The organism is Daejeonella sp. JGW-45 (assembly GCF_029360805.1).
Classification (GTDB): Bacteria; Bacteroidota; Bacteroidia; order Sphingobacteriales; family Sphingobacteriaceae; genus Daejeonella.
In genome coordinates, this window is sequence record NZ_JARKNC010000001.1 from 169738 (window position 1) to 191334 (window position 21597).

Genomic DNA, 21597 nt, shown 5'->3' on the forward strand with positions numbered 1-21597 from the left:
TTAAGGAGCTGCTACCTGGGCCTTCGTGATTATCTTTTCTTCCTTTTTGCCTGGAATCACCTTTTTAGCCGGTGCTTTCTCGGGGGCGCCTTTAGCAGGTGCTTTCACCGGTGCCTTAGGCACAGCCCCTTTTTTTGCCAGCTGGGGTATGATCTCCTCCTTTGATTTTGGCCGGTCTTTGGGTTTCCAGATAAAGCCCTTTAATATCTTATCTTCCTCCCCCAGCTTGTCCATCGGCTTGGTTGACGCCTGGACCGCACGAATGAAATTAATCCCCGTCAGCTTACCATCGGCAAAATTCATTTTTATCCGGCTGCTCACCTGATGGTTCAAACCCACGTAAGCTGTATCGTCTTTAACATAGTAAACGCTTTCAGCATTTCCATCCACAAACATTTGACTCAGCTTGTTATCCTTGAAATACCCCGTAATTACCTTGCCCTTTATCTGGTTGAACCTGGTCGAATCTGTATCTTCCGAATTAACAATAAAGCTATTATGCTGCAAAAGCATGTTATTAAGCTTCTTATTTTTCATTTGAAGATAGATCGTATCCCCCGAAAGCTGGGATCCCTGCGCCCATAGCATGGGATTGAAATAGCATCTTACTGTAGAGTCCGAATAACTGAAAAACATGGAGTCGGCCCTTGCCTGTAAATCTGACTTAAATATTTTAGCATTATGATAAGCGATAACGATCCGGTTTTTTGCCGTATCCAATGACGCGGAGTCGGCCTTTGGGCTCTTTACCGTTTTGAGCGTATCCTTCAGCCCCGGCTTCCCGGGCTGCAGTATGGGTTTCGACCCCTTTCGGGCAGCAACCGGCGGCTTGCCTTTTAACGAATCTTGTACAGAGGGAGCTTTCCTTACCACACTATCAGCCGCCGAAAGCGGAAGGACAGCGCCAGGCGGGCTAACAGCTGCGGCAGGTTCAGGCGCCGATAGCTCTGTGTCAGACTTAAGCTCATCTTTTTTATACGGCAATATATCTCTTGTATAAACTACCTTGCTGAACAACGTATCTGCTGTAAACCAGATCGAATCCACTTTCGCAGAATCAGATTCGGAGATAATGACGATATAGGGGTTCTGAGTTACCAATATACTTTCGTCAGATTTTTTGTAAAGGCCGATCCCGCCTCTCAATTCAGCTTTCTCCGCAGTATCTATAAAGGTAATATTTCCTATAGCCCTGCCAAAACCAGCCTTACGGTCATAGAATAAACTATCACCTTTCATTGACTTGCTTCCCTGGGTATAGAGGTTATTCTTGCCAAACCTGGCCTGGTCGCTCTCGTTATTGTACGTTCCATTCTCGGTATACAGCGTATCATCTTTCCCGTAAATGTTCGTCGGGCCGTAGAAGTATGCAATCTTTGTATTGGCATTGTACCTCAGCGTATCGGTTTTGATGAGCGCATCCGGAGAAGTGAGAACCACATTATATCTGAAATAAGCATCCCTCGTTGACCCAAAATAATATCCATTCTTACTTGTAAGGACGTTCTCCCCATCCACGATCTTTCCTCCCCCCGTATAGGTACCCATACGCGTTCCCATATTGTAAGTTAAAAGAGGCGTAGTCAGCGTAGCCTCCTTGTCTATCATTCTTACATTATTGGTCAGGATAGCAATCTTGGTATTACCGTTATAATTAAGCAGGTCTGAATAGATCACAGTTCCGGAAGGCTGTGTAATAACGACATGTCCAAACGCGTCGAACGTATTAGCGGCGTGGTTATAATCCGCGCTGTCTGCTGCCAGCGTAGAACCTTCGTGAGCAAATATCGGCTTAATCAAGCGGGTGAATCCTGACGACTGGAAGCCTTTGATCAGTTGGGAAGACCTGATCTCGATCTGGGTTCCCTGTGCACAAACTGCCAGAGCGCTTATCGAAAGCAGTACCGAAAAAATGATTTTCCTCACCTTACAAAAATAGTTTTTTGGCTAAGGATTTTAATTAAATAATTTTGAGCTGATGATCATCCTGAACCGCTTCATTTCCTTTATCAAACAACATGCCCTTTTCGCCCCGCAGGACCGGGTGCTGCTGGCCGTAAGCGGCGGCCGCGACTCGGTGCTCATGGCACATTTGTTCAACGAAGCAGGGTTTAACTTTGGTATCGCACATTGCAATTTCAACCTTCGTGGAGAAGACTCACAAAAGGACGAAGAGTTTACATCTGAACTGGCCGGCAGCTTCGAAGCACCCTTTTTTGCCGCAAGCTTCGACGTAACCGGGCACTCCTCCCAGCATCATATCTCCATTCAGATGGCCGCCCGGGATCTCCGTTATCAATGGCTTGAAGAGATCCGTTCAGACTTTGATTACCAATATATTGCTATGGCCCACCATCAGAATGATGTCATAGAAACCATGCTGCTCAACCTTACCCGGGGTACAGGAATAGCAGGCTTGCATGGGATCCTTCCTAAAAAGAATAAGATAATCAGGCCGCTCCTTTCCTTCAGCCGCGACGAAATCAACCGGGCCGTTGACCGGGAACGTCTTTCCTATCGTGAAGACAGTTCCAATAAATCGACAAAATACGCGCGAAATAAGATTCGCCTGGAAGTCATTCCGCTTCTTAAAGAATTAAACCCTTCCCTGGAAGAGACATTCGAAGCTAACCGGAAGCGATTTGCCGAATTAGAAGTATTACTTAATAAAAAGGTCAGCGAATTGCGGAAAAAGCTTTTCAGAATCTTGGATAATAACGAATATGAAATCGACCTGACAGCCTTGAAGGCGCTTGAACCACTTGATACGCTCCTGTACGAATTGCTTCATCCATATGGCTTCACTGAACCTGTTCTGACCGATCTTAAGAACTCATGGGATGGTATGCCAGGCAAAGTATTCAGCTCAGGTTCGCATACCCTTAACCTCGACAGGGGGAAATTGCTCCTGATACCGAAGAGAAAAAGTCTGCCGGAAGACACCAGAATCAATCCGGGCGATACATTAATTAGCTGGGACAATAAGAAATACCGCCTTGCCAGCGTTTTAATAGACGAATTTAAACTGCGTGCCCAACCCGGAATAGCCCAGGTGGATCAGGGTCTTTTAAAATTTCCCTTAACTATGCGGACCTGGAATATGGGAGACCGCTTTCAGCCACTGGGTGCAAAGGGAAAGAAAAAGATCAGTGATTTCTTTATTGAACAAAAGATCCCGCTTAGCCGTAAAAGGAATATTGGCATTCTCGAAAATGGCAATGGCGACGTGATCTGGATTGCGGGTTTGCGTATAGACGACCGTTATAAAATAACAGCTAACACCAAAAAAGTTTTTATCTTCGAACAATTCACCTGATAATGCAGAATACTCCCGCCTTCATTGAGAAACAATACCTTGGCCGCGATTACAGCCGTATAAGTGTAAGGCTGGTACTGGCTCTCTTTTGTTTTGCGGCGTACTTTATCACTGAGCGGAGGGAACAAAATGCAGCACTTTTCCTGGTAGTGGGCTGTGGGATCCTTGTGGTGTCAGTGATTATGATGTTCCTGCTTCACTTTAAAACAACGGTTCAAAATCAAAGCATTGTACTGGATGGTTTGTGGACTACGAAAATGGTCAAGATAGATCTCAACAGCATCGTGAACGTGGAACGTACATCTTACAGCTCCTACATCATCAATAACCCTGTTTACAACCTGCACCAGAAGGGAACAGTGCGCTTCTACGCCGGTGGCAAAGACGCAGTTAAACTAACCGACCGCGACGGGCTGATATACGTGATAGGTACGCAATGCCCCACGGAATTGGAACAGAGCATCAAAGCAGAGATAAAAAAGTAATCATCCTACGCTTATCCCACGCTGAAGGTATAGCTATCGTTAAGATGGCTTATTTCTTCAGCCCGATCTCCCTAAGTCTTTCGTCAAGATACTCCCCTGCAGTTATATCTTCATAAGCTTTAGGATGCGCCTCATCGATACATGATTCCAGGGCAGTAAGATCCATGTCTGCCTTCGGATGAAGGAAGAACGGCACGGAGAACCTGGATGTTTTCATCAGCTCACGAGGTGGGTTTACCACCCGGTGAGTGGTCGATTTTAATTTATTGTTCGTTAAACGCTGCAACATATCACCCACATTCACAACGATATCTTCCACGTTTGCCTTAACCGGGTACCAGGTACCGTCGCGGGTTAATACTTCCAGTCCGTCAGCACTGGCGCCGATAAGAAGGGTGATAAGATTGATATCCTCGTGTGCACCGGCACGTACCGCATCTTCGGGCAAACTATCCGGATCCTCTATCGGAAAATAATGGATACCTCTTAATATAGAATTACCGTTATGAACTTTATCATCGAAATAGTTTTCAGGCAGATTCAGATAAACAGCTATGGCGTGAAGCAGGTGCTTGCCTGCACTTTCAAGACGCTGATACACCTCGCGGGTGATCTCGTTAAACCTCGGTAATTCTGCTACCTCCACGTTATCCGGGTATTCATCTTTGACCGGGTCGCCATCGGTAACTACCTGCCCGCTTTGCCAGAATTCCTTAAGATCGGGTGTTTTAGAGTCTTTAGCCTTTTCCCGGCCTTTACTGGTATATCCCCGTTGGCCGGCGAGCTCTGCCTTTTCATACTTTAGCTTTTGTTCATCGGGCATACTGAAGAACTTCTTAACCTCCGCATAAAGCTCGTCCATAAGCTCCTTCGTCATACCATGATTGGCGATCGTTACAAAGCCCGTCTCATTAAATGCTTTGCCGATATTATCAGAAAATTTCTTTTTCTGTTCCGGCGTGCCCTTAACATAATCGTCAAGATCCAGCCGCGGGATATTTACTTCTGCTGACATATTTTTTGAGTTTTACGTTGTAAGTCATACGTTGTACGTGCAAAACGCACAACCCTGCGTACAATTTGAGTTGTACGTTATACGTCATACGTTGTACGTACAAAACGGACAACCCTGCGTACAAGTCTTACAATACTTAAATTTACAACTTATAACTAATAACTTACAACTTATCGACCCAGACGTAAAACGTATAACGTAAAACGTACTACTTATTAAAAACGCCGGCAACAATCTTCTCCAGCTCTTCTATATCAAAAGGCTTCGCCAGGAAATCATCTGCACCGGCCACCCGGGCGAGCGCCTTTACATCGTTATTTGCCGAAAAGTATATAATAGGAATATGTTTTAAAGCCGGCGCTGCTTTTATTGCCTGAGTTGCCTTAATTCCACCCATGTCAGGTATCCAATTATCCATCAGGATGATATCCGGCATAATTTCCTCAACTGTTTCAACGATGTTTTTACAATGATTACGTGTATGAACATTCCAGCCGCTCTCTTCCAGGATGTAGGTGCAAATGGAAAGAATATCCTCGTCGTCATCACAAATTAAAATACGCTTATCCATATAAATTATCCTTTTAGGTTTCCCATCTGTTAAGCTGTCTAAAATAAATAAATATCATAAAACAACAACCTGTAATTATTCAAAACAGGGTTCAGATGATCTTTATCCTGAAATACAGTATTTACCGCAAAACTTTTCAGCAGCAATAAGGTTACAATAGAAATAATTTATCCAGACAGTAAAAATCATTTATATGAACAATTTATTTCGTGGCTTATTAGCCGGATGGGGAGCATCCAAACTTGGCGGTGGATGCTTAGGCACAGTGGTGGTATTCGCTATTATCTGGTATGCCCTCGGTCATTGTTAATAATTCCGGATATTTCTGTAGCGCAGGATCATCAGCACCGCCACAAACACCAAAATCGCAATGGCCATTTTCATGGAGTAAATATACATTTTAAATGCTTTTAAATTTAATATCGCATTTGACATACTAAAATTTTTAGTAATTTTACTTCATGGATGATAAGGAAAAAATCAAAGCAGCGATAACCATGTTAAAGCAGCTTAAAAGAATGGTTGGCTTTTTCATGAAAAAGGAAATTTCAGAGCTTATCGAAAAGCTCGAAAATTCTGATCCGGTTCAAATTAAGAAAACAGAAAGAATAAATGCCTGAACATAGCTGATGCAGACGGTAGCAGCAGAAAGCCGATCCGCTTCAATGAATTGGCTTTTTACTTTATAATAGAATTGCCCTTTTTCTTTGCTCCTCTTTCGTATTTTCGCGCAGTGAAACGAAGAATTCGCAGGCATGTCCGGCGTGCCAGGTATATTTTTTACAAAGAAACTCTTATCGATTCCAAAGAACATTTTTGGACTTTTCTCGGTTCTTTCTTTGGGATAGGAATAATTGGATTTACAAACAATATTTTCCCAAGACGCTTCACCCTCCCGGCGGAGCAACTGCGCTGATAGCTAATATCGGGTCTGAGCAAATCAAAGCCCTGGGTTATTTATTCGTACTCAGCCCCGTGTTAACCGGGGTACGATCCTGTTTGTGGTAGCCATTTTTTTTAATAACCGGACTCAAAACGAAGTTATCCTTCGAATAAAAAGTGGTATCAGATCTGGAAAAGATATAAGAAACGGATACCGGCTACGCTCTCCGATTTTCGATCTTGATTCCTGGTGCTTACTTTGGTTCTTTATAATGACATTTTACAAACTATAAGCAGATATTAATTCAGTAATATTGCGCCCTTAATAGTATGAATTCCAAAGAAAGAATAGCGCTAATATTACTTGCCGCACTGAACTTCACGCATATTCTTGATTTCATGATCATGATGCCATTAGGTAATTACCTGATGCCGTATTTTGACATATCTCCGCAGCAGTTTTCAATGCTGGTTGCGTCATATACTTTTAGCGCCGGCATTGCAGGATTCCTTGCAGCATTCTTTGTAGATAATTTCGACAGGAAAAAAGTCCTCCTGTTCGGTTACATTGGTTTCCTGATCGGCACTCTTTGCTGTGCTCTGTCGCCAACGTTTGAGTTCTTGCTAATCTCCCGGATCGTGGCCGGACTGTTCGGCGGATTGATAGGTGCACAGGTCCTTTCTATAGTCGCAGACCTGATCCCATATGAACGGAGAGGCATAGCAATGGGAATAATCATGGCCGCATTTTCAGTCGCCTCGGTTTTTGGAGTCCCGTTCGGCCTGTACATCGCAAATCTTTTTAACTGGCACGGGCCATTCTTTTTCGTAGCTGGTCTAGGTGCGGTATTAGTGCCCTTCCTGATGCGTTTCCTTCCCAAAATGGACGGGCATCTGACAACTGAAACGGCAAGGATCAATCCGTTCGTTCTGATCAGGGAGGTAGCGCGGGATAAAGACCAATTGCTTGCACTTGGGTTTACAGCGTCATTAATGCTCGGCCATTTTATGATCATACCGTTTTTAAATCCTTTCATGGAATTTAATATGGGCTTCAGCAAATTCCAGACACCAATGCTCTATATGGCCGGCGGGATAGCGACATTGATCACCTCTCCTTTAATTGGCCGCTTAGCCGATAAAGTAGGGAAGCATAAAGTATATTTCATCATGGCAGTAACTTCTATCTTCCCTATCGCGCTGATAACCAACCTTCCCCCGATGCCATTCTACTTAGTTCTATGCGTCTCAGGGTTTTGGTTCGTAGTGTCATCCGGAAGGACCATTCCTGCCCAGGCCATGGTCAGCAATGTAGTTTCGCCGGAGAGGCGTGGAAGCTTCATGAGTTTTAATTCATCGGTGCAGCAGATCTTTGTGGGATTGGCGTCTGTCCTCGCCGGGCTTATTGTTGTAAAAAACCCTGATAACAGTATCCAGAACTACGAGGTCACCGGCTACATAAGTATATTGATTACACTCCTGACGCTGATATTTGTCTTCAGGCTCGACACGAGGCTTAAGAGAAAGGGAGTGGGAGAGAGTAGTGATCGGTAAGCGGTAATAGGTAATAGGTAATAGGTAATAGGTAATAAGTGATCAGTAATCAGTGATCAGTAATCAGTGGCGGCTGGAATTACCTGGCCGTCAGTTTCGGACTTACCAGAAGCATGGCTGTGCGTATCATCGGTCTGTCCTTTGCAGGCAATGTCACACTCACAAGCCCTTTGTTACTTGTTGGAATCTTAACGGCGGAAACCTGCTGCTTCAACAAGGTATTTATCTCCGCCTGATCAAGCGTGCAGACTATCATCCTTTTGCTGATATCGGCCTCGTTCAGGGAAATGATATCGTTATCAGAAACAAGCTTTAGCGATTTCCCATCCTCCATAACCACGGTAATCTCTGTTCCTTTCTTTATTGTTACCGGCTGGGGGACATTAAACTGAAGGTAGTAGTTGTCATCAACGCTCCTCACATTAAAGTGCAGCTTTAAAGCATTTCCTTCCTTAATAGAATACAGAGATGTCTGTTTGATCAATTCCTTAGTGAACTTATCAACACGATTTACAGCTAATACAGGCGCCTGTGCCATCGAACAGAATGAACAAGCAAGCAGCATAAGTGTCAGGACAATAGAGCGCATCATGAATTAAATTTAATCCGGCAAAGATACTTAATAATAAATATTCAACTCTAAATCTCTCTGCCCAAAATACTGCAGTAATAACGGAAGGCGACAGCGTTAATAAGTAAGCCCGGCTGGAACTATCCCGCCGGGCTTTACTGCTCAAATAAGAAATTTAATTTCCGGTTCCTGTTTCAGGAGCTTTTCCGATCAATTCCATAAACTGGTCGAGTTTAGGTGTAATAATGATCTGGGTACGCCTGTTCCTGCTTTTACCTGCTTCGGTATCGTTACCCGCTATCGGATTATATTCTCCGCGGCCGCCAGCAGTCAACCGTTTAGGATCAACGCCATGGTTGTTTTGCAGCGACTGAACTACCGAAGAAGCACGCAGGGCACTCAGATCCCAATTGTTCCGGATGTTGGTCTGACTGATAGGAACATTATCCGTGTTACCTTCAATAAGAACGTCATAACCCTGGTAATCCTTAATGATCTTGGCGATCTTAGCTAATGTTGCACCCGCCTGGTCTGAGATCTCATAACTTCCCGATCTATAAAGCATGTTATCCGACAAGGAAATATACACAACGCCTTTAAGAACCTGTACGTCTACATCGCCCAGTTCTTCCCTGCTCAATGAACGGGTCAGGTTGTTTGTTAATACCATATTAAGCGAGTCGCTCTTGTTCTTGGCATTGATCAGCTGCTTAATATATTTATTAGAAGAATTGATCTCATCAACCAATTTGGAAATATTCACATTTCCCTGGCTTGTAGAGGTCAGACATTTACTGAGAGCTTCCTGCAGCTGAGCTGCATTAGCCTTTTCCGCGGCGATCTGTTCTTCCAGGCTTTTTACCCTGGTACTGGTGCCCGAGAGGCCCTGCTGACTGGTGTTATATTTGTCACTTAAGGCCCGATTCTCTTCCTGGAGTTTATTGTAGCTCGTCTGAAGGGCCGAGTACTCCTTTTTACTTACACAGCCCTGAGCCATCACTACCGTAATGAGCATTGCTGGTATCCATGTGGTAATTTTCATAATCTTAATTTTTGGTATCAGATTATGATTAAACAATTACGGTGCCGTTATTTAGTGGAAAGTTGAAACCCGATAGCTATCGGGTTGAAAGCGGCTGGGCGGATAGCCAACGGTTTCCAGATCGCTCCAGTCAATGTCAACTGCTAAGCCTTTTTCGGCGGCAGATCAAAAGCAGTAGCGTCATGCTCAAAATGTCCCTTGTGGGAACCGTCGCAGAAAGGCTTATTCTTTGAAAGGCCGCAGCGGCATATAGATACTATAGTTCTTCCTTGCAGGCCGTAGTTATTTCCGCTTGCATCCACTATTTCAAAATCACCATCGATCTTTACAGATCCGTTGCTGTTAATTGTAAGTTTCGTCTTTGACATCTTTTTAAATATTTCAGGCAAAACTAGACTATTGAGCGTGGCGCACACAAAATGATTGCTATTTAGAAAGATTCCTTTCGCGGCTTTCAACCCGATAGCTATCGGGTTTCAACACCCCGTTTTCCGTTTATTGGTGCCACGTAAGATTTGCTTTTCGGCGCCGAAGGATTCCATGTTGCGATTCCAGCGAAAGCGTGTCATTCCAGCGAAAGCTGGAACCTCAATCCTCCAACCCCCGGCTCTTAAGCATCGGCTTAATATCCGGATCATGCCCCCTGAAATCCCTGTACATTTTACCCAGTTCGATCGTATTGCCGCGCGACAAGACCATGTCCCTGAAACGTTGCCCGTTGGCCCTTGTCAGGCCCCCATTCTCCACAAACCAGGAGTAGGCGTCATCAGCAAGCATCTCAGTCCACGAATAGGCATAATAACCGGCCGAGTAGCCGCTGTTCCAGATATGATTGAAATACGAAGAACGATAGCGCGGCGGGACCTGAGGAAAATCAAGGCCGGTCTTGCGAAGCGCTTCTGCTTCAAAAGTATTCACATCCTGTAAAGACAAGCCTGGCTTCAGGCTATGCCATTGCAAGTCAAGATTATGTGCTGCCAGCACTTCAGTGAATGCATGTCCCTGGTTAAAGGTACCGGCTTTTTTGATCTTATCGATCAAGGCCTGCGGCATCACTTCACCGGTCTTGTAATGTAACGCATAGTTATTAATCACCTTCGGATCCAGTGCCCAGTTTTCATTCACCTGGGATGGAAATTCAACGAAATCGCGAGCCGTAGCCGTTCCCGAAAGACTTGGATACTGCTGATCGGCAAACAGGCCGTGTAAAGCGTGACCGAATTCATGGAACATGGTACGCATGTCGGAATAACTGATCAGCGCCGGCTGACCCGGGGCAGGCTTGGTAAAATTACACACGTTGTAGATCACAGGCCTGGTGCCGAAAAGCCTGGATTGACCAACCAGGTTGCTCATCCACGCACCGCCCCTTTTATTATCCCGCTTGTAATAATCGGCATAAAATAAAGCCATCTGCTTCCCATCTTTGTCAAATACGTCGAACACCCTGACATCTTCCTGGTAGACGGGAAGGTCCTTCCGCTCTTTGAACGTCAGCCCGTAGAGCAAATTCGCTGCATAAAACACCCCTTTCTGCAACACATTATCGATTTCCAGGTAGGGCTTGATCTCATTTTCATCGATATCAAATTTCATTTTGCGGAGCTGTTCGGAGTAGAAGTTCCAGTCCCATGCTTCCAACTTAAACCCACCGTTCTGCTGATCTATAAGCTTCTGAATTTCGGCAGCTTCCTCTCTGGCTTTCGCCGTTGCGGCCGGAACCAGCTGAGCGAGGAACTTCTCCACCGTCTCAGGAGTTTTTGCCATCTGGTTCTGCAGCTTCCACGCAGCAAAGCTTGGGAAACCTATCATCCGGGCCTTTTGAGCCCTGATCTGGGCCAAACGGGCTATAATAGCACGGGTGTCGTTTGCATCATCCTTCTCCGTGCGGTTCCATGAAGCTTCAAAAAGCTTCTGCCGTGTCGCCCTGTTCCTGAGAAAAGTAAGTTCAGGCTGTTGCGTCGTATTCTGAAGAGTGATCGCATACTTACCTTCATGACCTGCAGCTTTAGCATTCCCTGCCGCTACTTCAATGGCCGCGTCCGATAAACCCTCCAGTTCTTCTTTCGTGTTTACGATCAACGCCCCTGCGCGGGTGCCGGCCAAAAGCTGGCTGCCGAACTTAGTGCGTAAAGTGGCCTCCTCCTGGTTCAACTTTCTCAGGATCTCCTTATCAGCTTCTGAAAGCTTAGCACCCGCAGCTACAAAGTTCTGATGGTAATATTCGATCAGGCGCGCCGATTCAGGGTCAAGCTTAAGCTTGTGACGCTGGTTATAGATCGCTTCAACCCGCTTAAACAATTTTGTATTAAGATAGATCGCATCGTTGTTCGCCGAAAGCTTAGGCGCCATCTCCTGCTGAACCTTTTGCAGTTCAGGATTAGTGTACGCGCCGGTCAGTAAGTTTAACACGGCACCCGCCCTGCTCAGCAACCTGCCGCTTTTCTCCATCTCCACAAGAGTGTTCTGAAAAGTCGGCGCGGCAGGATTATCCGCTATGCGCCGGATCTCCGTCATCTGCTGCCTTATTCCCTCTTCAATGGCGGGCTTAAAATCGCTGTTCTTTATTTTATCAAACGCAGGTGCATGAAAGGGCAGGCTGCTAACCTGATAAAAGGGGTTTGACTTGTCCAGTCCGCCAGAAACGGTCTGGGCATTCAGAGTATTGGATTGCGACGCAGTAAAGATCACTGCCAGCACTAAGCAAGAAGTATAGTTCATAATGGTTAGTTTTTATACCGGGGGACGGTATGATTATGGGAGGACAATGTAATAAAAAGTTTGCAAAATCCGCACCCGCCCGCTGTACCCGGCCCGGCATCGTTTGCATAGTTTGTTTTTAAGAGAGCGATAGGAATACCCTATATTTAAAATAAAAAACAAACTATGCATCGTAGAAGTTTTATCCACCAAACCGGCGCCGCTGTGACGGGCGCCCTGTTTTCAGACACCGTTCTTGCCTCCACATTGAGCATGGCAAAGAAAAAAGTAGCAATGGTTGGTACCGGAGTTCGCGGAACCTCCATGTGGGGTACGGAGGTGATAAAAGAATACGCCGATACGGTGGAGTTTGTAGGCTTGTGCGATAAGAACCCGGGGAGAGTAGCTACAGCTAAACGGCTTATGAAGCTAACCAGCCCTACTTACGTGGACATTGACCTGATGCTCAAAGAAACCAAGCCGGAAATTTTGATCGTCACCACGATGGACAGCACTCACCACGAGCAGATTGTCAAGGGGCTGGAAGCGGGGGCAGATGTGATCACTGAAAAACCAATGACCACCGACGAGAAGAAATGCCAGATGATCATCGATGCCGAAAAGCGCACCGGGAAAAAGGTTTATGTGACCTTTAACTACCGTTACTCCCCCCACCGTCAAAAGATCTACGAACTGCTGAACAGTGGTGAAATTGGAAAAGTAACTTCGGTCGACTTCCACTGGTACCTCGACACTTCGCACGGTGCCGACTATTTCAGACGCTGGCACCGCAAGCGCGAGTTCGGCGGTACCCTCCTTGTTCACAAAGCAACTCATCATTTCGACCTGTTAAACTGGTGGTTGAATTCCGATCCGGAAGAAGTGCATGCCTATGGTGCCCTGGAGTTTTATGGCAAGAACGGCCCTTTCCGTCATACTCATTGCCGGCCATGCCCTCATAAAGGTGAGTGCAAGTTTTACTTTGACATCACGAAAAGTCAGCGGCTGGTAGATCTCTATGTCAATAACGAAAAACATGACGGCTACCTTCGGGATGGCTGCGTATTTAAGGAAGACATAGACATCTTCGACAAAATGGCCGTACAGATCAAGTACGCCAATAAAGTACAGGTCAGTTATTCCTTAACAGCCTATTCGCCTTATGAGGGCTACCGCATCTCGTTCAACGGCACTAAAGGAAAACTGGATGCCTGGATCCATGAAAGCCAGCCTTGGGAAAAAGAAAAGTATGACGAGATCCAGGTGACCAAGAATTTCGGCAAAGCAGAATACTTCAGGATCTCCAATACTGAGGCTGGACACGGTGGCGGCGACGTACGGTTAAGAAAACAATTATTTAACCCGGGAGCTGACCCGCATAAACAGGGAGCCGGCTCACGTGACGGCGCCATGTCGATTTTGGTTGGCATTGCTGCCAGGCAGAGTATTGATACCGGCAAGCCTGTAAAAATTGGTAGTTTGACGTCGTTGCAGCCGCATCCGAAGAGAGGTGAGGTTTAATTTCCCGCTCATAGCCGCGGGAGGGCGAGTTCTGCAACCTGCAGTGACAGAAGGTTGATTAGTGTCAGCTACCCACCGTAAGCTCCCGGATATCTACGTCGTTAGATCTTGATTCGCTTGCTCGTTTCCAAAGCTGGCCGCAGGCCGGCACCTCTACACCAGCTAGCGTCAGGTACGTTTCTAAGGCCTCAGCACTAAATCCCCGTTCACCTTTTTCTTCGCATCGGCTGGTGCGGGTTGCACAGGTCAGGCCCCAACTGTGCCTTCCGAAGCATCAGGCGCAGCGATGGGGGTTTTTGCTTACTTTTTGACCTACAGCAAAAAGTAAGTGCCCTTCCGCCGGCACGAGGCGGAAACAAACCTACTTCTTTGGTACCGTCCAGAAATAAATTGTCGCATCATCAACATGTTCAATCTTCTCTGGCTTCCAGTCACCCATATCGAATGCATGCGAAACAATCCTTGTACCGGGCTTTAAGGCGAGGATCTTCGGACGCAGCTGCATATTTACTCTGGGCAGGAGATACATCGTGATCACATTCGCCTCACTCATGTCAGTGTCGAACAGGTTGGCGTTCACAAACTTCACCTTATCGGTTACGCCGGCATTTTTCGCATTCTCATTAGCTTCAGCAATACGCTCGGGATCAATGTCAAAACCCACCCCGGTAGCTCCATAGTTTTTTGCAGCCGTCACCACGATACGGCCATCACCGCAGCCGAGGTCGTAAACTACATCGCCTGGCTTCACCTTCGCCAGTTTAAGCATTGCATCTACTACATTTTGGCTGGTAGGCACATAAGGTACGTCCAGCACTGGCTGCTGACCATAAACCACCGCAGAGCAACATATAAGCAATGCGCAGACCAGGATTTTTACTGATTTTTTCATGTTGTTTGTTTTAAAGGGTTAATAACCGTACTATGTTTATATTTTAAGATCCATATTGTCAGATGCTTAACCGGATGGCGCCCGGACTTCAGTTTGTTGTTCAAGCCTCGTGGCGTTCCCGTATCCCGGCAGGGCCATAAGAACCACCATCCCGGTGATTAAAACAGCCACGCCGACGAGCGCCCCTAATCCGGTATAAGCCAGGCTGGAATAAAGGAGGTAAGCACTGCTTATGCAGAATATCGCCGGTGTAAACGGGTATAACGGCACGCGAAATGGCCTGTGTACGTCTGGCTCCTTTTTTCTCAAAACAAAAAGGGCCACTCCTGTAAGAAAGAAGAAAAACCAGAAGACCGGGGCCGTGTATTCGATCATGGTTTCAAAACCGTTCCTGGTAAACAGGCCGAGGGTGACCAGTACGAGCGAAATCCCGCCCTGCACCAGGAAAGCATTAACCGGTCCGGACGCCCGTTTATTCCACTTGCCCAGGCCGGAGAACGCGCTGAAATCTTTACCCATGGCATAATTGGCACGGGCTCCTGTAAAGATCGTGGCGTTAGCGGAAGTAAGTGCAGAAACTGCCACGAGCAGGCCAATGATATATCCGCCGGATGGGCCCAGCGCTATTTTCATCAGGTCGGATGCAGCCGCTGACGAGCCTGCCAGTCCACCGTGACCCAAAACCCGGATATAGGCAACATTTATGAGTACGTACAACAGGGTAATAACAAGCAGACTGATCAGCAGGGCTTTCACCATACCGCGGCTGCCCGACTTTATTTCCGCCGAGATGTAGGCGGCCTCATTCCAGCCGCCGAAAGTTAACAGGACGAACACCATAGCCATACCAAGCGAACTACCCGACCCGCCAGGCTGCTGCAGCGGTTCAGCCATTGCAGGCTGGGCCTGATACAGCAATCCCACAACTATAACGAGCAATACTCCTCCTACTTCCGATAGCGTGAATAGCCTTTGCGTACCGGTCCCAAAGCGAAGACCGGCTATATTGATTGCTGTCAGGATAATGATAATTGCCGCCGCATAGATAAAGGACGAATGCTCTCCAATGCGGTACAATTCCGAAAGGTAATCGCCGAAAATATAAGCCAGCAGTGCGATGGACCCCGTCTGGATCACACTCATCCTGGCCCAGGCAAAAAGAAAGGCGGACCTGTTTCCAAATGCCCGCCTTATAAAATGATAATCGCCGCCGGTGTTCGGAAAGGCTGTGCTAAGCTCGGCATAGCATAATGCCCCAATGAAAGACACCAGCCCTCCCAGTACCCAGGTGAGGAAAAATGTAACATCGCTGCCGGTATTTGCCGCAACGAGGGACGGCGCCCTGAAAATACCCGCTCCAATCACAATGCCTATTATGATGAAGACAGCATCCGTGGAGCTTATATTCTTCGCGGGAGTGATCAGGTTCCTGGCCATAATCGCAACAACAGCGATGGATTTAAAATGTTGCGATTATGACTAGTTTGTTACGTGTAGTAACCTTCGATGAAATCATTGGCTAAATAAGATCTGAATGACAACTATCTCATTCAGTTCCGAATAATTAAATAAATATTTAATTATTTAGTAATATTACCGTAGTATAAGCATAGGTTATGCCATCAATGGACTCGCTTTCGGATATTGAATTAATTGAGTTGCTTCGGGATGAAAGCCGGCAAGCCTTCTCGGAGATCTATTCCCGGTACTGGAAGAAGCTGTTTGTTGTAGCAGCAAATAAGTCGGGCTCTGCTGAAGAGGCCGAAGAGATAGTTCAGGATATTTTCATCTCCTTATGGAACCGCCGGCAGGCGATCGAGATCACCACCTCCCTGAATGCGTACCTGGCTGTTTCAGTCAAGTACCGTGTAATAAAATTAATGGCCAGGCGAAGCCAGGAAAATAAGTACACAAATCATAGTCTCAGCTTTGCCTCCGAAGCTGTAAATTCTACCGAAGACTGGCTTGAGTTTGAAGAACTGAGGTCGCGCCTGGAAGTCCTGGTAGCAAACCTTCCGGAAAAATGCAGAATGATCTATAAGTCCAGCAGGGAAGACGGTCTTTCCCAGAAACAAATCGCCGAAGCATACGGCATTGCAGAAAAGACTGTCGAAGCCCATATCGGCAAAGCGCTTAAAGCATTGAGAACCGGCCTGGGGCTGATCCTGCTATAAACTTCCTGCTTTAAAAATATTTCATTTCACACTAAGGGATTGACCATACATGAGGGACATATAAGAAACCCTAATGATGGCACCTTTGAATTCAGATGCGAGATACCAGGAATTGGCGGCCAAGTGGTTGAACAATACCATTTCCGAAAAGGAGAAAGAGGAATTTTCCTCCTGGTATAATTCCGGGCAAGACTCAGACTACAGCCTGCCACCCGATTATGCTGGCAGCGATGAAGAATTGAAAGCCAGGATTTATGCGAACATTGAAACGCAGCTTGCTCCCCCTGAAAAGGTGAACAGGTTTAACAGAAAGTGGTATCCTGCCGCCGCAGCTGTTTTAATAATGATATCTGCAGGGCTTTACTTCTACACTGACAAACCTGATGAGAAGCTGGCGGAAGCGGAACCGCCGAAATCGGAACAGCCCCTTATAGAAACCCGGGATCTGCAGCCAAAGGCAGAGGCAAAAAAGACCTCAATACCTGCTCATGATATCGTCGCCGGAAACGACAAAGCAGTTCTGACGCTTGGAGATGGTACGAGGATCATTTTAGACGATGCCAAAACCGGTGTTCTTGCCAACCAGGATGGACACAGTATCCTTAAAACCGCGAATGGTGAATTAGTCTATTCCTTCGGCAGCGCCGGTCCCGAAACAGCCTCAAATATCAGCAGCCAGGACCTTAATTTCAATACAATAGAAACCCCCAAGGGCGGTAAATTCCAGGTCCGGCTCCCGGATGGCAGCCGCGTATGGCTCAATGCCGCCTCATCTCTGAAGTTTCCGACGGCATTTTCCCGGTCAAAACGGGAAGTTGAGCTAAAGGGCGAAGCCTATTTCGAAGTTGCTCATGATGCAGAAAAAATATTTGAGGTAATAACCCGGAATCAGACCGTCCAGGTATTAGGCACTCACTTTAATATTAATGCCTATGCAGACGAACCATCCGTGAATACCACCCTGCTGGAAGGCAGTGTCAGGATCTCCGACCTCCGTACCAACAACTCGCAGTTGCTCAAGCCTGGTGAACAAGCTAAGCTAACCGAGGGGATAGAAGTCGTGAATCTTAAGAACACAACAGAATCCATTGCATGGAAAGATGGCTACTTCCAGTTCAACGACGCTGACATACAAACAGTCATGCGGCAGATAGAGCGCTGGTACGACGTCAGGATAAGGTATGAGGGACAAATACCTACTCAGCGTTTCGGAGGCGAAATAGAAAGAAGCCTAAGCCTTTTACAGGTACTTAAAGTGCTTGAAAAAACAAAAGTTCATTTTCGTTTAGATGGAAGGGAGGTTATAGTTATGCGGTAATTCTATCTAAATGAGCCATAAAAAATAAACCAGAAGCGTTGGAGCGCCCCTGGTTCTATGTCTGGCTAACAACTTAAAATTGATCCACAACTTTATTCATTAACAAAACGAACAAATGTATGAATTCTCTTACTAATAAGGGGTGTTGCCTAAATAATACTCCTCCACCGGACTGCAATAACAGGTCGCTTTACAAACTAATAGGACGGGTTATGAAACTGACGTTCATCTTAATTACCCTTGCTTTAATGAATGTCTATTCCAACGGATATTCACAAAAAGTAACCCTGGCTGGCAAAAACGCTTCGCTGGAAGATTTCTTTTCAACGATAAAGACCCAGACAGGCTATGTATTTTTCTATGATCTGGACCTCCTGAAAACCGCAAGGCCAGTTACCCTCAGGCTGAAAGACGCAAATCTGTCTGAAGCATTGGAGCTGCTGTTTAACAACCAGCCGCTGGAATACAGCATTGAAAATAAGACCATCGTGATCAGCGAAAAGCTTTCTGCCAGAGCCAGAAGGGCGGCCATGAAGATGCAATCTGCAGTGCTGGTCGATATCCGTGGAAAGGTTGTCGATTCCAAAGGCGAAACCCTTCCCGGAGTAAGTGTAAGGGTGAAAGGATCCGCTACCGGGACGACTACGGATGTTCAGGGAAACTTCTCATTGAACGCCCCCGATAACGCGGTACTGGTTTTCACCTATATCGGCTTTGTCAGCCAGGAAGTTCCGGTCAATGGCAGAACCACCATTAACGTTACCCTTGCCGATGACTCCCAGGTTCTGGGGGAAGTAGTGGTCACAGCGCTCGGTATTGAACGGGAAGCAAAATCGCTGGCCTATTCTGCCCAGACCGTTACGGCTGACAAGCTGAATGAAGCTAAGGAAACCAACCTGATCAACTCGCTGCAAGGTAAGGTTGCCGGTGTTACGATCACCAGGAATGCAACCGGCCCCGGCAGCTCTTCAAAAGTACTGTTACGGGGCAGCCGTTCCATCTATGGCAATAACCAGCCATTATATGTAATCGATGGCGTGCCACTCGACAATACAAGTCTTTCGCAGGGCGGCGGTACAGTCGGCGGCCGTGATGGCGGTGATGGTATAGGAATGCTCAACAGTGATGACGTCGAAACCATGACCATTCTTAAGGGCGCATCTGCTGCAGCGTTATACGGCAGCCAGGGGCAGAACGGTGCCATCATCATCACGACTAAAAGAGGAAAAGCAGGCAAAATATCAGTTGACTATACCGGAAATACCTCGATAGACCAGACTAACATATTACCTCAAGTCCAAAATGTATACGGGCAAGGCTCCGGCGGAGTATATAATGCGAACTCAGAAACCAGCTGGGGACCCAGGATGACCGGCCAGCCGGTAACGCTCTGGAACGGAAATACAATCCCGATGACGGCACAGCCCGACAGGCTGAAAGACTTCTTCAGGGTTGCCCGGTCGCTCAGCAATACCATTAGCGTTAATGGCGGCAGCGAAAAGCTGCAGACCTATTTCTCGTACGGAAATACACGTGCACAGGGTATCCTCAGAAATCATGACCTGAACAGGCATAATATCGACTTTAAGCTGGACAACCAGATATCTTCGAAATTATCATTCTCCTCGAAACTAACCTATATCGTTGAAAGTGTTGATAATAAGCCTTACCTGAATGAGCGTATCGACGTAGTTTCAAGGATATACCGTGCCCCGGTCTCAATTCCTTTGTCGGAAATGCAGGATTATGAATATACCGATGCATTGGGAAACAGGAGACAAAGCTATTGGAAACCCGGTTCTGTGTTCCTGTCGAATCCCTACTGGGCGCTTAACAGGCACCTGTTCTTTGAAAAGAAAGACAGGATCCTGGGCTTACTGAGCGCGAAATATAAGTTCACTGACTGGCTCGATCTCCAGGTTCGCGGCAGTATCGATAAAACCATCCGCAAAACTGACGAACGCATGTATGAAGATTCATACCATAGCGCAGGCCAGGGAGCGGTATATGCACTTACCAAGTACGACGGGCAGGGAACGAATGTGGATGCCTTGCTGTCGTTCAAGAGAACTCTTTCAAAGAAATTTGATCTGAATGGCTACGTGGGTGGGTCCATCCAGGAAAGCAGGTTCGAAGGCCTGAACTTTAATGCAAACGGCCTGAATAAGCTGGACTTTTTCTATGTCCATAACGCTAAAAACCCAAGGGGATCAAACTACGCCAGCAGAACCCCCCAGGTGCAGTCGCTGTATGCTACAACTACACTGGCTTACAATAATTACCTCTATTTAGACCTGACCGCCAGGAACGACTGGTCTTCGGCACTTCCTAAAGAAAACCAATCGTATTTCTATCCTTCTGCAGGTCTGACAGCGATCGTATCCGACATGGTGACCATGCCTTCATGGGTCTCCTATGGTAAAGCGCGGGTAACTCTGGCAAATGCAGGCTACGGCGGCACGCAATATCTTGATCGTAATTATTTTTCCGTAGGGCCTGGCGGTGTGATAACCACACCAACCACACGCTCTCTGGGAGATTACAAGCCAGAACTTACTTCTTCATTTGAAGCCGGCCTGGATTGGAGGTTTTTCAAGAACAGGCTGGGCTTCGATCTGACCTATTACAAAACGCAAACCAAAAACCAGCTTCTCGCGATCGCTACTCCATACGCTTCATTATTCAGGAACCAATACATCAATGCCGGTTTAATTCAGAACGACGGTGTTGAGTTGACCCTGAACGGAACTCCATTACAAAAAGGAGCTTTCTCGTGGGACCTAAGCGTGAACTATGCCAAGAATAACAATAAAGTTATCCGTTTAACGGATGAGCTTAAGTCGGCGATCATCATCGACGACAGGCAGGTAATGATCAGGGCTGCTGAAGGCGGCAGGTATGGCGATATGTATATGATCAACTGGAAAAAAGATGCCCAGGGCAGAAGACTTGTCGATGCCAACGGCCGTGTGATGTTAACAGGTAAAGACTCTTACGTTGGTAACTATAACCCTAATTATATGATGGGTGTATCGAACTCCTTTTCCTTTAAAAACCTTGCCCTAAGCTTCCTGATAGATTACCGGAACGGCGGTACGGTTATTTCCGGCACCCAGGCAATTATGGATTCTGACGGCGCTTCAGAAAGATCATTAGAAGGCAGAGAAAACGGACTTGTATTGGACGCTTACACCGAGGCGGGCGTAAAAAATACCAAGTCCATTTCTGCTGAAAGCTATTGGGCATCTGTGGGTAACTGGAGCCCGGTAGGCGACTTATACGCCTATTCGGGAACAAACCTGAGGCTAAGAGAAGTCGTATTGGGATATAAGCTCCCGGAGAAACTAATGGCTAAGACCAACCTGATCAAAGCGGCCAAGCTATCGTTAGTCGGACGGAATTTATTCTTCGTCCACAGGGATGCTCCTTTTGATCCGGAAATGGCAACGGGTACCGGCAATACAGGTGGTGTAGAGTTCGCTTCTTTACCAAGCACCCGTAACATCGGCCTTAACCTGAAGCTTTCATTCTAATGATGGTTTATTAATTCATGTAA

19 protein-coding genes are annotated in these 21597 nt (G+C 46.5%); 9 read left to right on the forward strand and 10 right to left on the reverse strand.

Annotated features, from left to right (window positions below; genetic code table 11):
* A complete protein-coding gene (locus P2W76_RS00770) occupies positions 1 to 1926 on the reverse strand; it encodes an OstA-like protein (protein ID WP_276345531.1) in 1926 nt (641 codons plus the stop codon).
* 52 nt (positions 1927 to 1978) lie between these two features.
* Here P2W76_RS00770 and tilS point away from each other — a divergent pair, with 52 nt between their 5' ends.
* Both tilS and P2W76_RS00780 read left to right on the forward strand, forming a co-directional pair.
* On the forward strand, positions 1979 to 3316 hold the full coding sequence (gene tilS, locus P2W76_RS00775; RefSeq protein WP_276345532.1) for a tRNA lysidine(34) synthetase TilS: 1338 nt from the start codon (positions 1979 to 1981) through the stop codon (positions 3314 to 3316).
* Positions 3317 to 3318: 2 nt separating this feature from the next.
* The gene (locus tag P2W76_RS00780) at positions 3319 to 3801 is read left to right on the forward strand and encodes a hypothetical protein (RefSeq protein ID WP_276345533.1); all 483 of its coding nucleotides are present in this window, start codon (positions 3319 to 3321) and stop codon (positions 3799 to 3801) included.
* Positions 3802 to 3850: 49 nt separating this feature from the next.
* Here P2W76_RS00780 and P2W76_RS00785 read toward each other — a convergent pair whose 3' ends face one another.
* The 3 genes from P2W76_RS00785 to P2W76_RS00795 form a co-directional block, all read right to left on the reverse strand.
* Positions 3851 to 4816: a 2-oxoglutarate and iron-dependent oxygenase domain-containing protein gene (locus P2W76_RS00785; protein WP_276345535.1), complete on the reverse strand. Its 966-nt coding sequence runs from the start codon at positions 4814 to 4816 to the stop codon at positions 3851 to 3853.
* A gap of 208 nt (positions 4817 to 5024) precedes the next feature.
* On the reverse strand, positions 5025 to 5387 hold the full coding sequence (locus P2W76_RS00790; RefSeq protein WP_276345537.1) for a response regulator: 363 nt from the start codon (positions 5385 to 5387) through the stop codon (positions 5025 to 5027).
* Between the two features lie 306 nt (positions 5388 to 5693).
* Entirely contained in the window at positions 5694 to 5822 is a 129-nt protein-coding gene (locus P2W76_RS00795; RefSeq protein WP_276345538.1) for a hypothetical protein, read from the reverse strand.
* A 26-nt stretch (positions 5823 to 5848) separates the two neighbouring features.
* On the opposite strand from P2W76_RS00795, the gene P2W76_RS00800 reads away from it, so the two are divergent.
* From P2W76_RS00800 to P2W76_RS00810, 3 genes are all read left to right on the forward strand, one after another.
* Positions 5849 to 6007: a hypothetical protein gene (locus tag P2W76_RS00800; RefSeq protein WP_276345540.1), complete on the forward strand. Its 159-nt coding sequence runs from the start codon at positions 5849 to 5851 to the stop codon at positions 6005 to 6007.
* A 196-nt stretch (positions 6008 to 6203) separates the two neighbouring features.
* Positions 6204 to 6395: an HPP family protein gene (locus P2W76_RS00805; protein ID WP_276345541.1), complete on the forward strand. Its 192-nt coding sequence runs from the start codon at positions 6204 to 6206 to the stop codon at positions 6393 to 6395.
* A 204-nt stretch (positions 6396 to 6599) separates the two neighbouring features.
* Positions 6600 to 7823, forward strand: a complete 1224-nt coding sequence (locus P2W76_RS00810) for an MFS transporter (protein WP_276345543.1) — start codon at positions 6600 to 6602, stop codon at positions 7821 to 7823.
* Between the two features lie 79 nt (positions 7824 to 7902).
* Here P2W76_RS00810 and P2W76_RS00815 read toward each other — a convergent pair whose 3' ends face one another.
* The 4 genes from P2W76_RS00815 to dcp form a co-directional block, all read right to left on the reverse strand.
* Positions 7903 to 8415: a hypothetical protein gene (locus P2W76_RS00815; protein ID WP_276345544.1), complete on the reverse strand. Its 513-nt coding sequence runs from the start codon at positions 8413 to 8415 to the stop codon at positions 7903 to 7905.
* A gap of 154 nt (positions 8416 to 8569) precedes the next feature.
* Positions 8570 to 9436, reverse strand: coding sequence for an OmpA family protein (locus P2W76_RS00820; protein ID WP_276345545.1), 867 nt, complete (start codon positions 9434 to 9436; stop codon positions 8570 to 8572).
* A gap of 143 nt (positions 9437 to 9579) precedes the next feature.
* Entirely contained in the window at positions 9580 to 9804 is a 225-nt protein-coding gene (locus P2W76_RS00825) for a CDGSH iron-sulfur domain-containing protein (RefSeq protein WP_276345546.1), read from the reverse strand.
* A 220-nt stretch (positions 9805 to 10024) separates the two neighbouring features.
* Positions 10025 to 12157, reverse strand: a complete 2133-nt coding sequence (gene dcp, locus P2W76_RS00830; RefSeq protein ID WP_276345547.1) for a peptidyl-dipeptidase Dcp — start codon at positions 12155 to 12157, stop codon at positions 10025 to 10027.
* A gap of 165 nt (positions 12158 to 12322) precedes the next feature.
* Between dcp and P2W76_RS00835 the strand changes: the two genes are divergently transcribed.
* Positions 12323 to 13657 carry a Gfo/Idh/MocA family oxidoreductase gene (locus tag P2W76_RS00835; protein ID WP_276345548.1) on the forward strand — a complete coding sequence of 445 codons (1335 nt, stop codon included), beginning with the start codon at positions 12323 to 12325 and terminating at the stop codon, positions 13655 to 13657.
* A gap of 361 nt (positions 13658 to 14018) precedes the next feature.
* Here P2W76_RS00835 and P2W76_RS00840 read toward each other — a convergent pair whose 3' ends face one another.
* Positions 14019 to 14549 carry a class I SAM-dependent methyltransferase gene (locus P2W76_RS00840; protein WP_276345549.1) on the reverse strand — a complete coding sequence of 177 codons (531 nt, stop codon included), beginning with the start codon at positions 14547 to 14549 and terminating at the stop codon, positions 14019 to 14021.
* Positions 14550 to 14615: 66 nt separating this feature from the next.
* A complete protein-coding gene (locus P2W76_RS00845) occupies positions 14616 to 15986 on the reverse strand; it encodes an amino acid permease (protein WP_276345550.1) in 1371 nt (456 codons plus the stop codon).
* Between the two features lie 179 nt (positions 15987 to 16165).
* On the opposite strand from P2W76_RS00845, the gene P2W76_RS00850 reads away from it, so the two are divergent.
* From P2W76_RS00850 to P2W76_RS00860, 3 genes are all read left to right on the forward strand, one after another.
* Positions 16166 to 16723 (forward strand): RNA polymerase sigma-70 factor, encoded by a 558-nt coding sequence (locus P2W76_RS00850; RefSeq protein ID WP_276345551.1) that lies wholly within the window; start codon positions 16166 to 16168, stop codon positions 16721 to 16723.
* Between the two features lie 73 nt (positions 16724 to 16796).
* Positions 16797 to 18041, forward strand: a complete 1245-nt coding sequence (locus P2W76_RS00855; RefSeq protein ID WP_276345552.1) for a FecR family protein — start codon at positions 16797 to 16799, stop codon at positions 18039 to 18041.
* A gap of 212 nt (positions 18042 to 18253) precedes the next feature.
* On the forward strand, positions 18254 to 21574 hold the full coding sequence (locus tag P2W76_RS00860; RefSeq protein ID WP_276345553.1) for a SusC/RagA family TonB-linked outer membrane protein: 3321 nt from the start codon (positions 18254 to 18256) through the stop codon (positions 21572 to 21574).
* Positions 21575 to 21597: the final 23 nt, after the last annotated feature.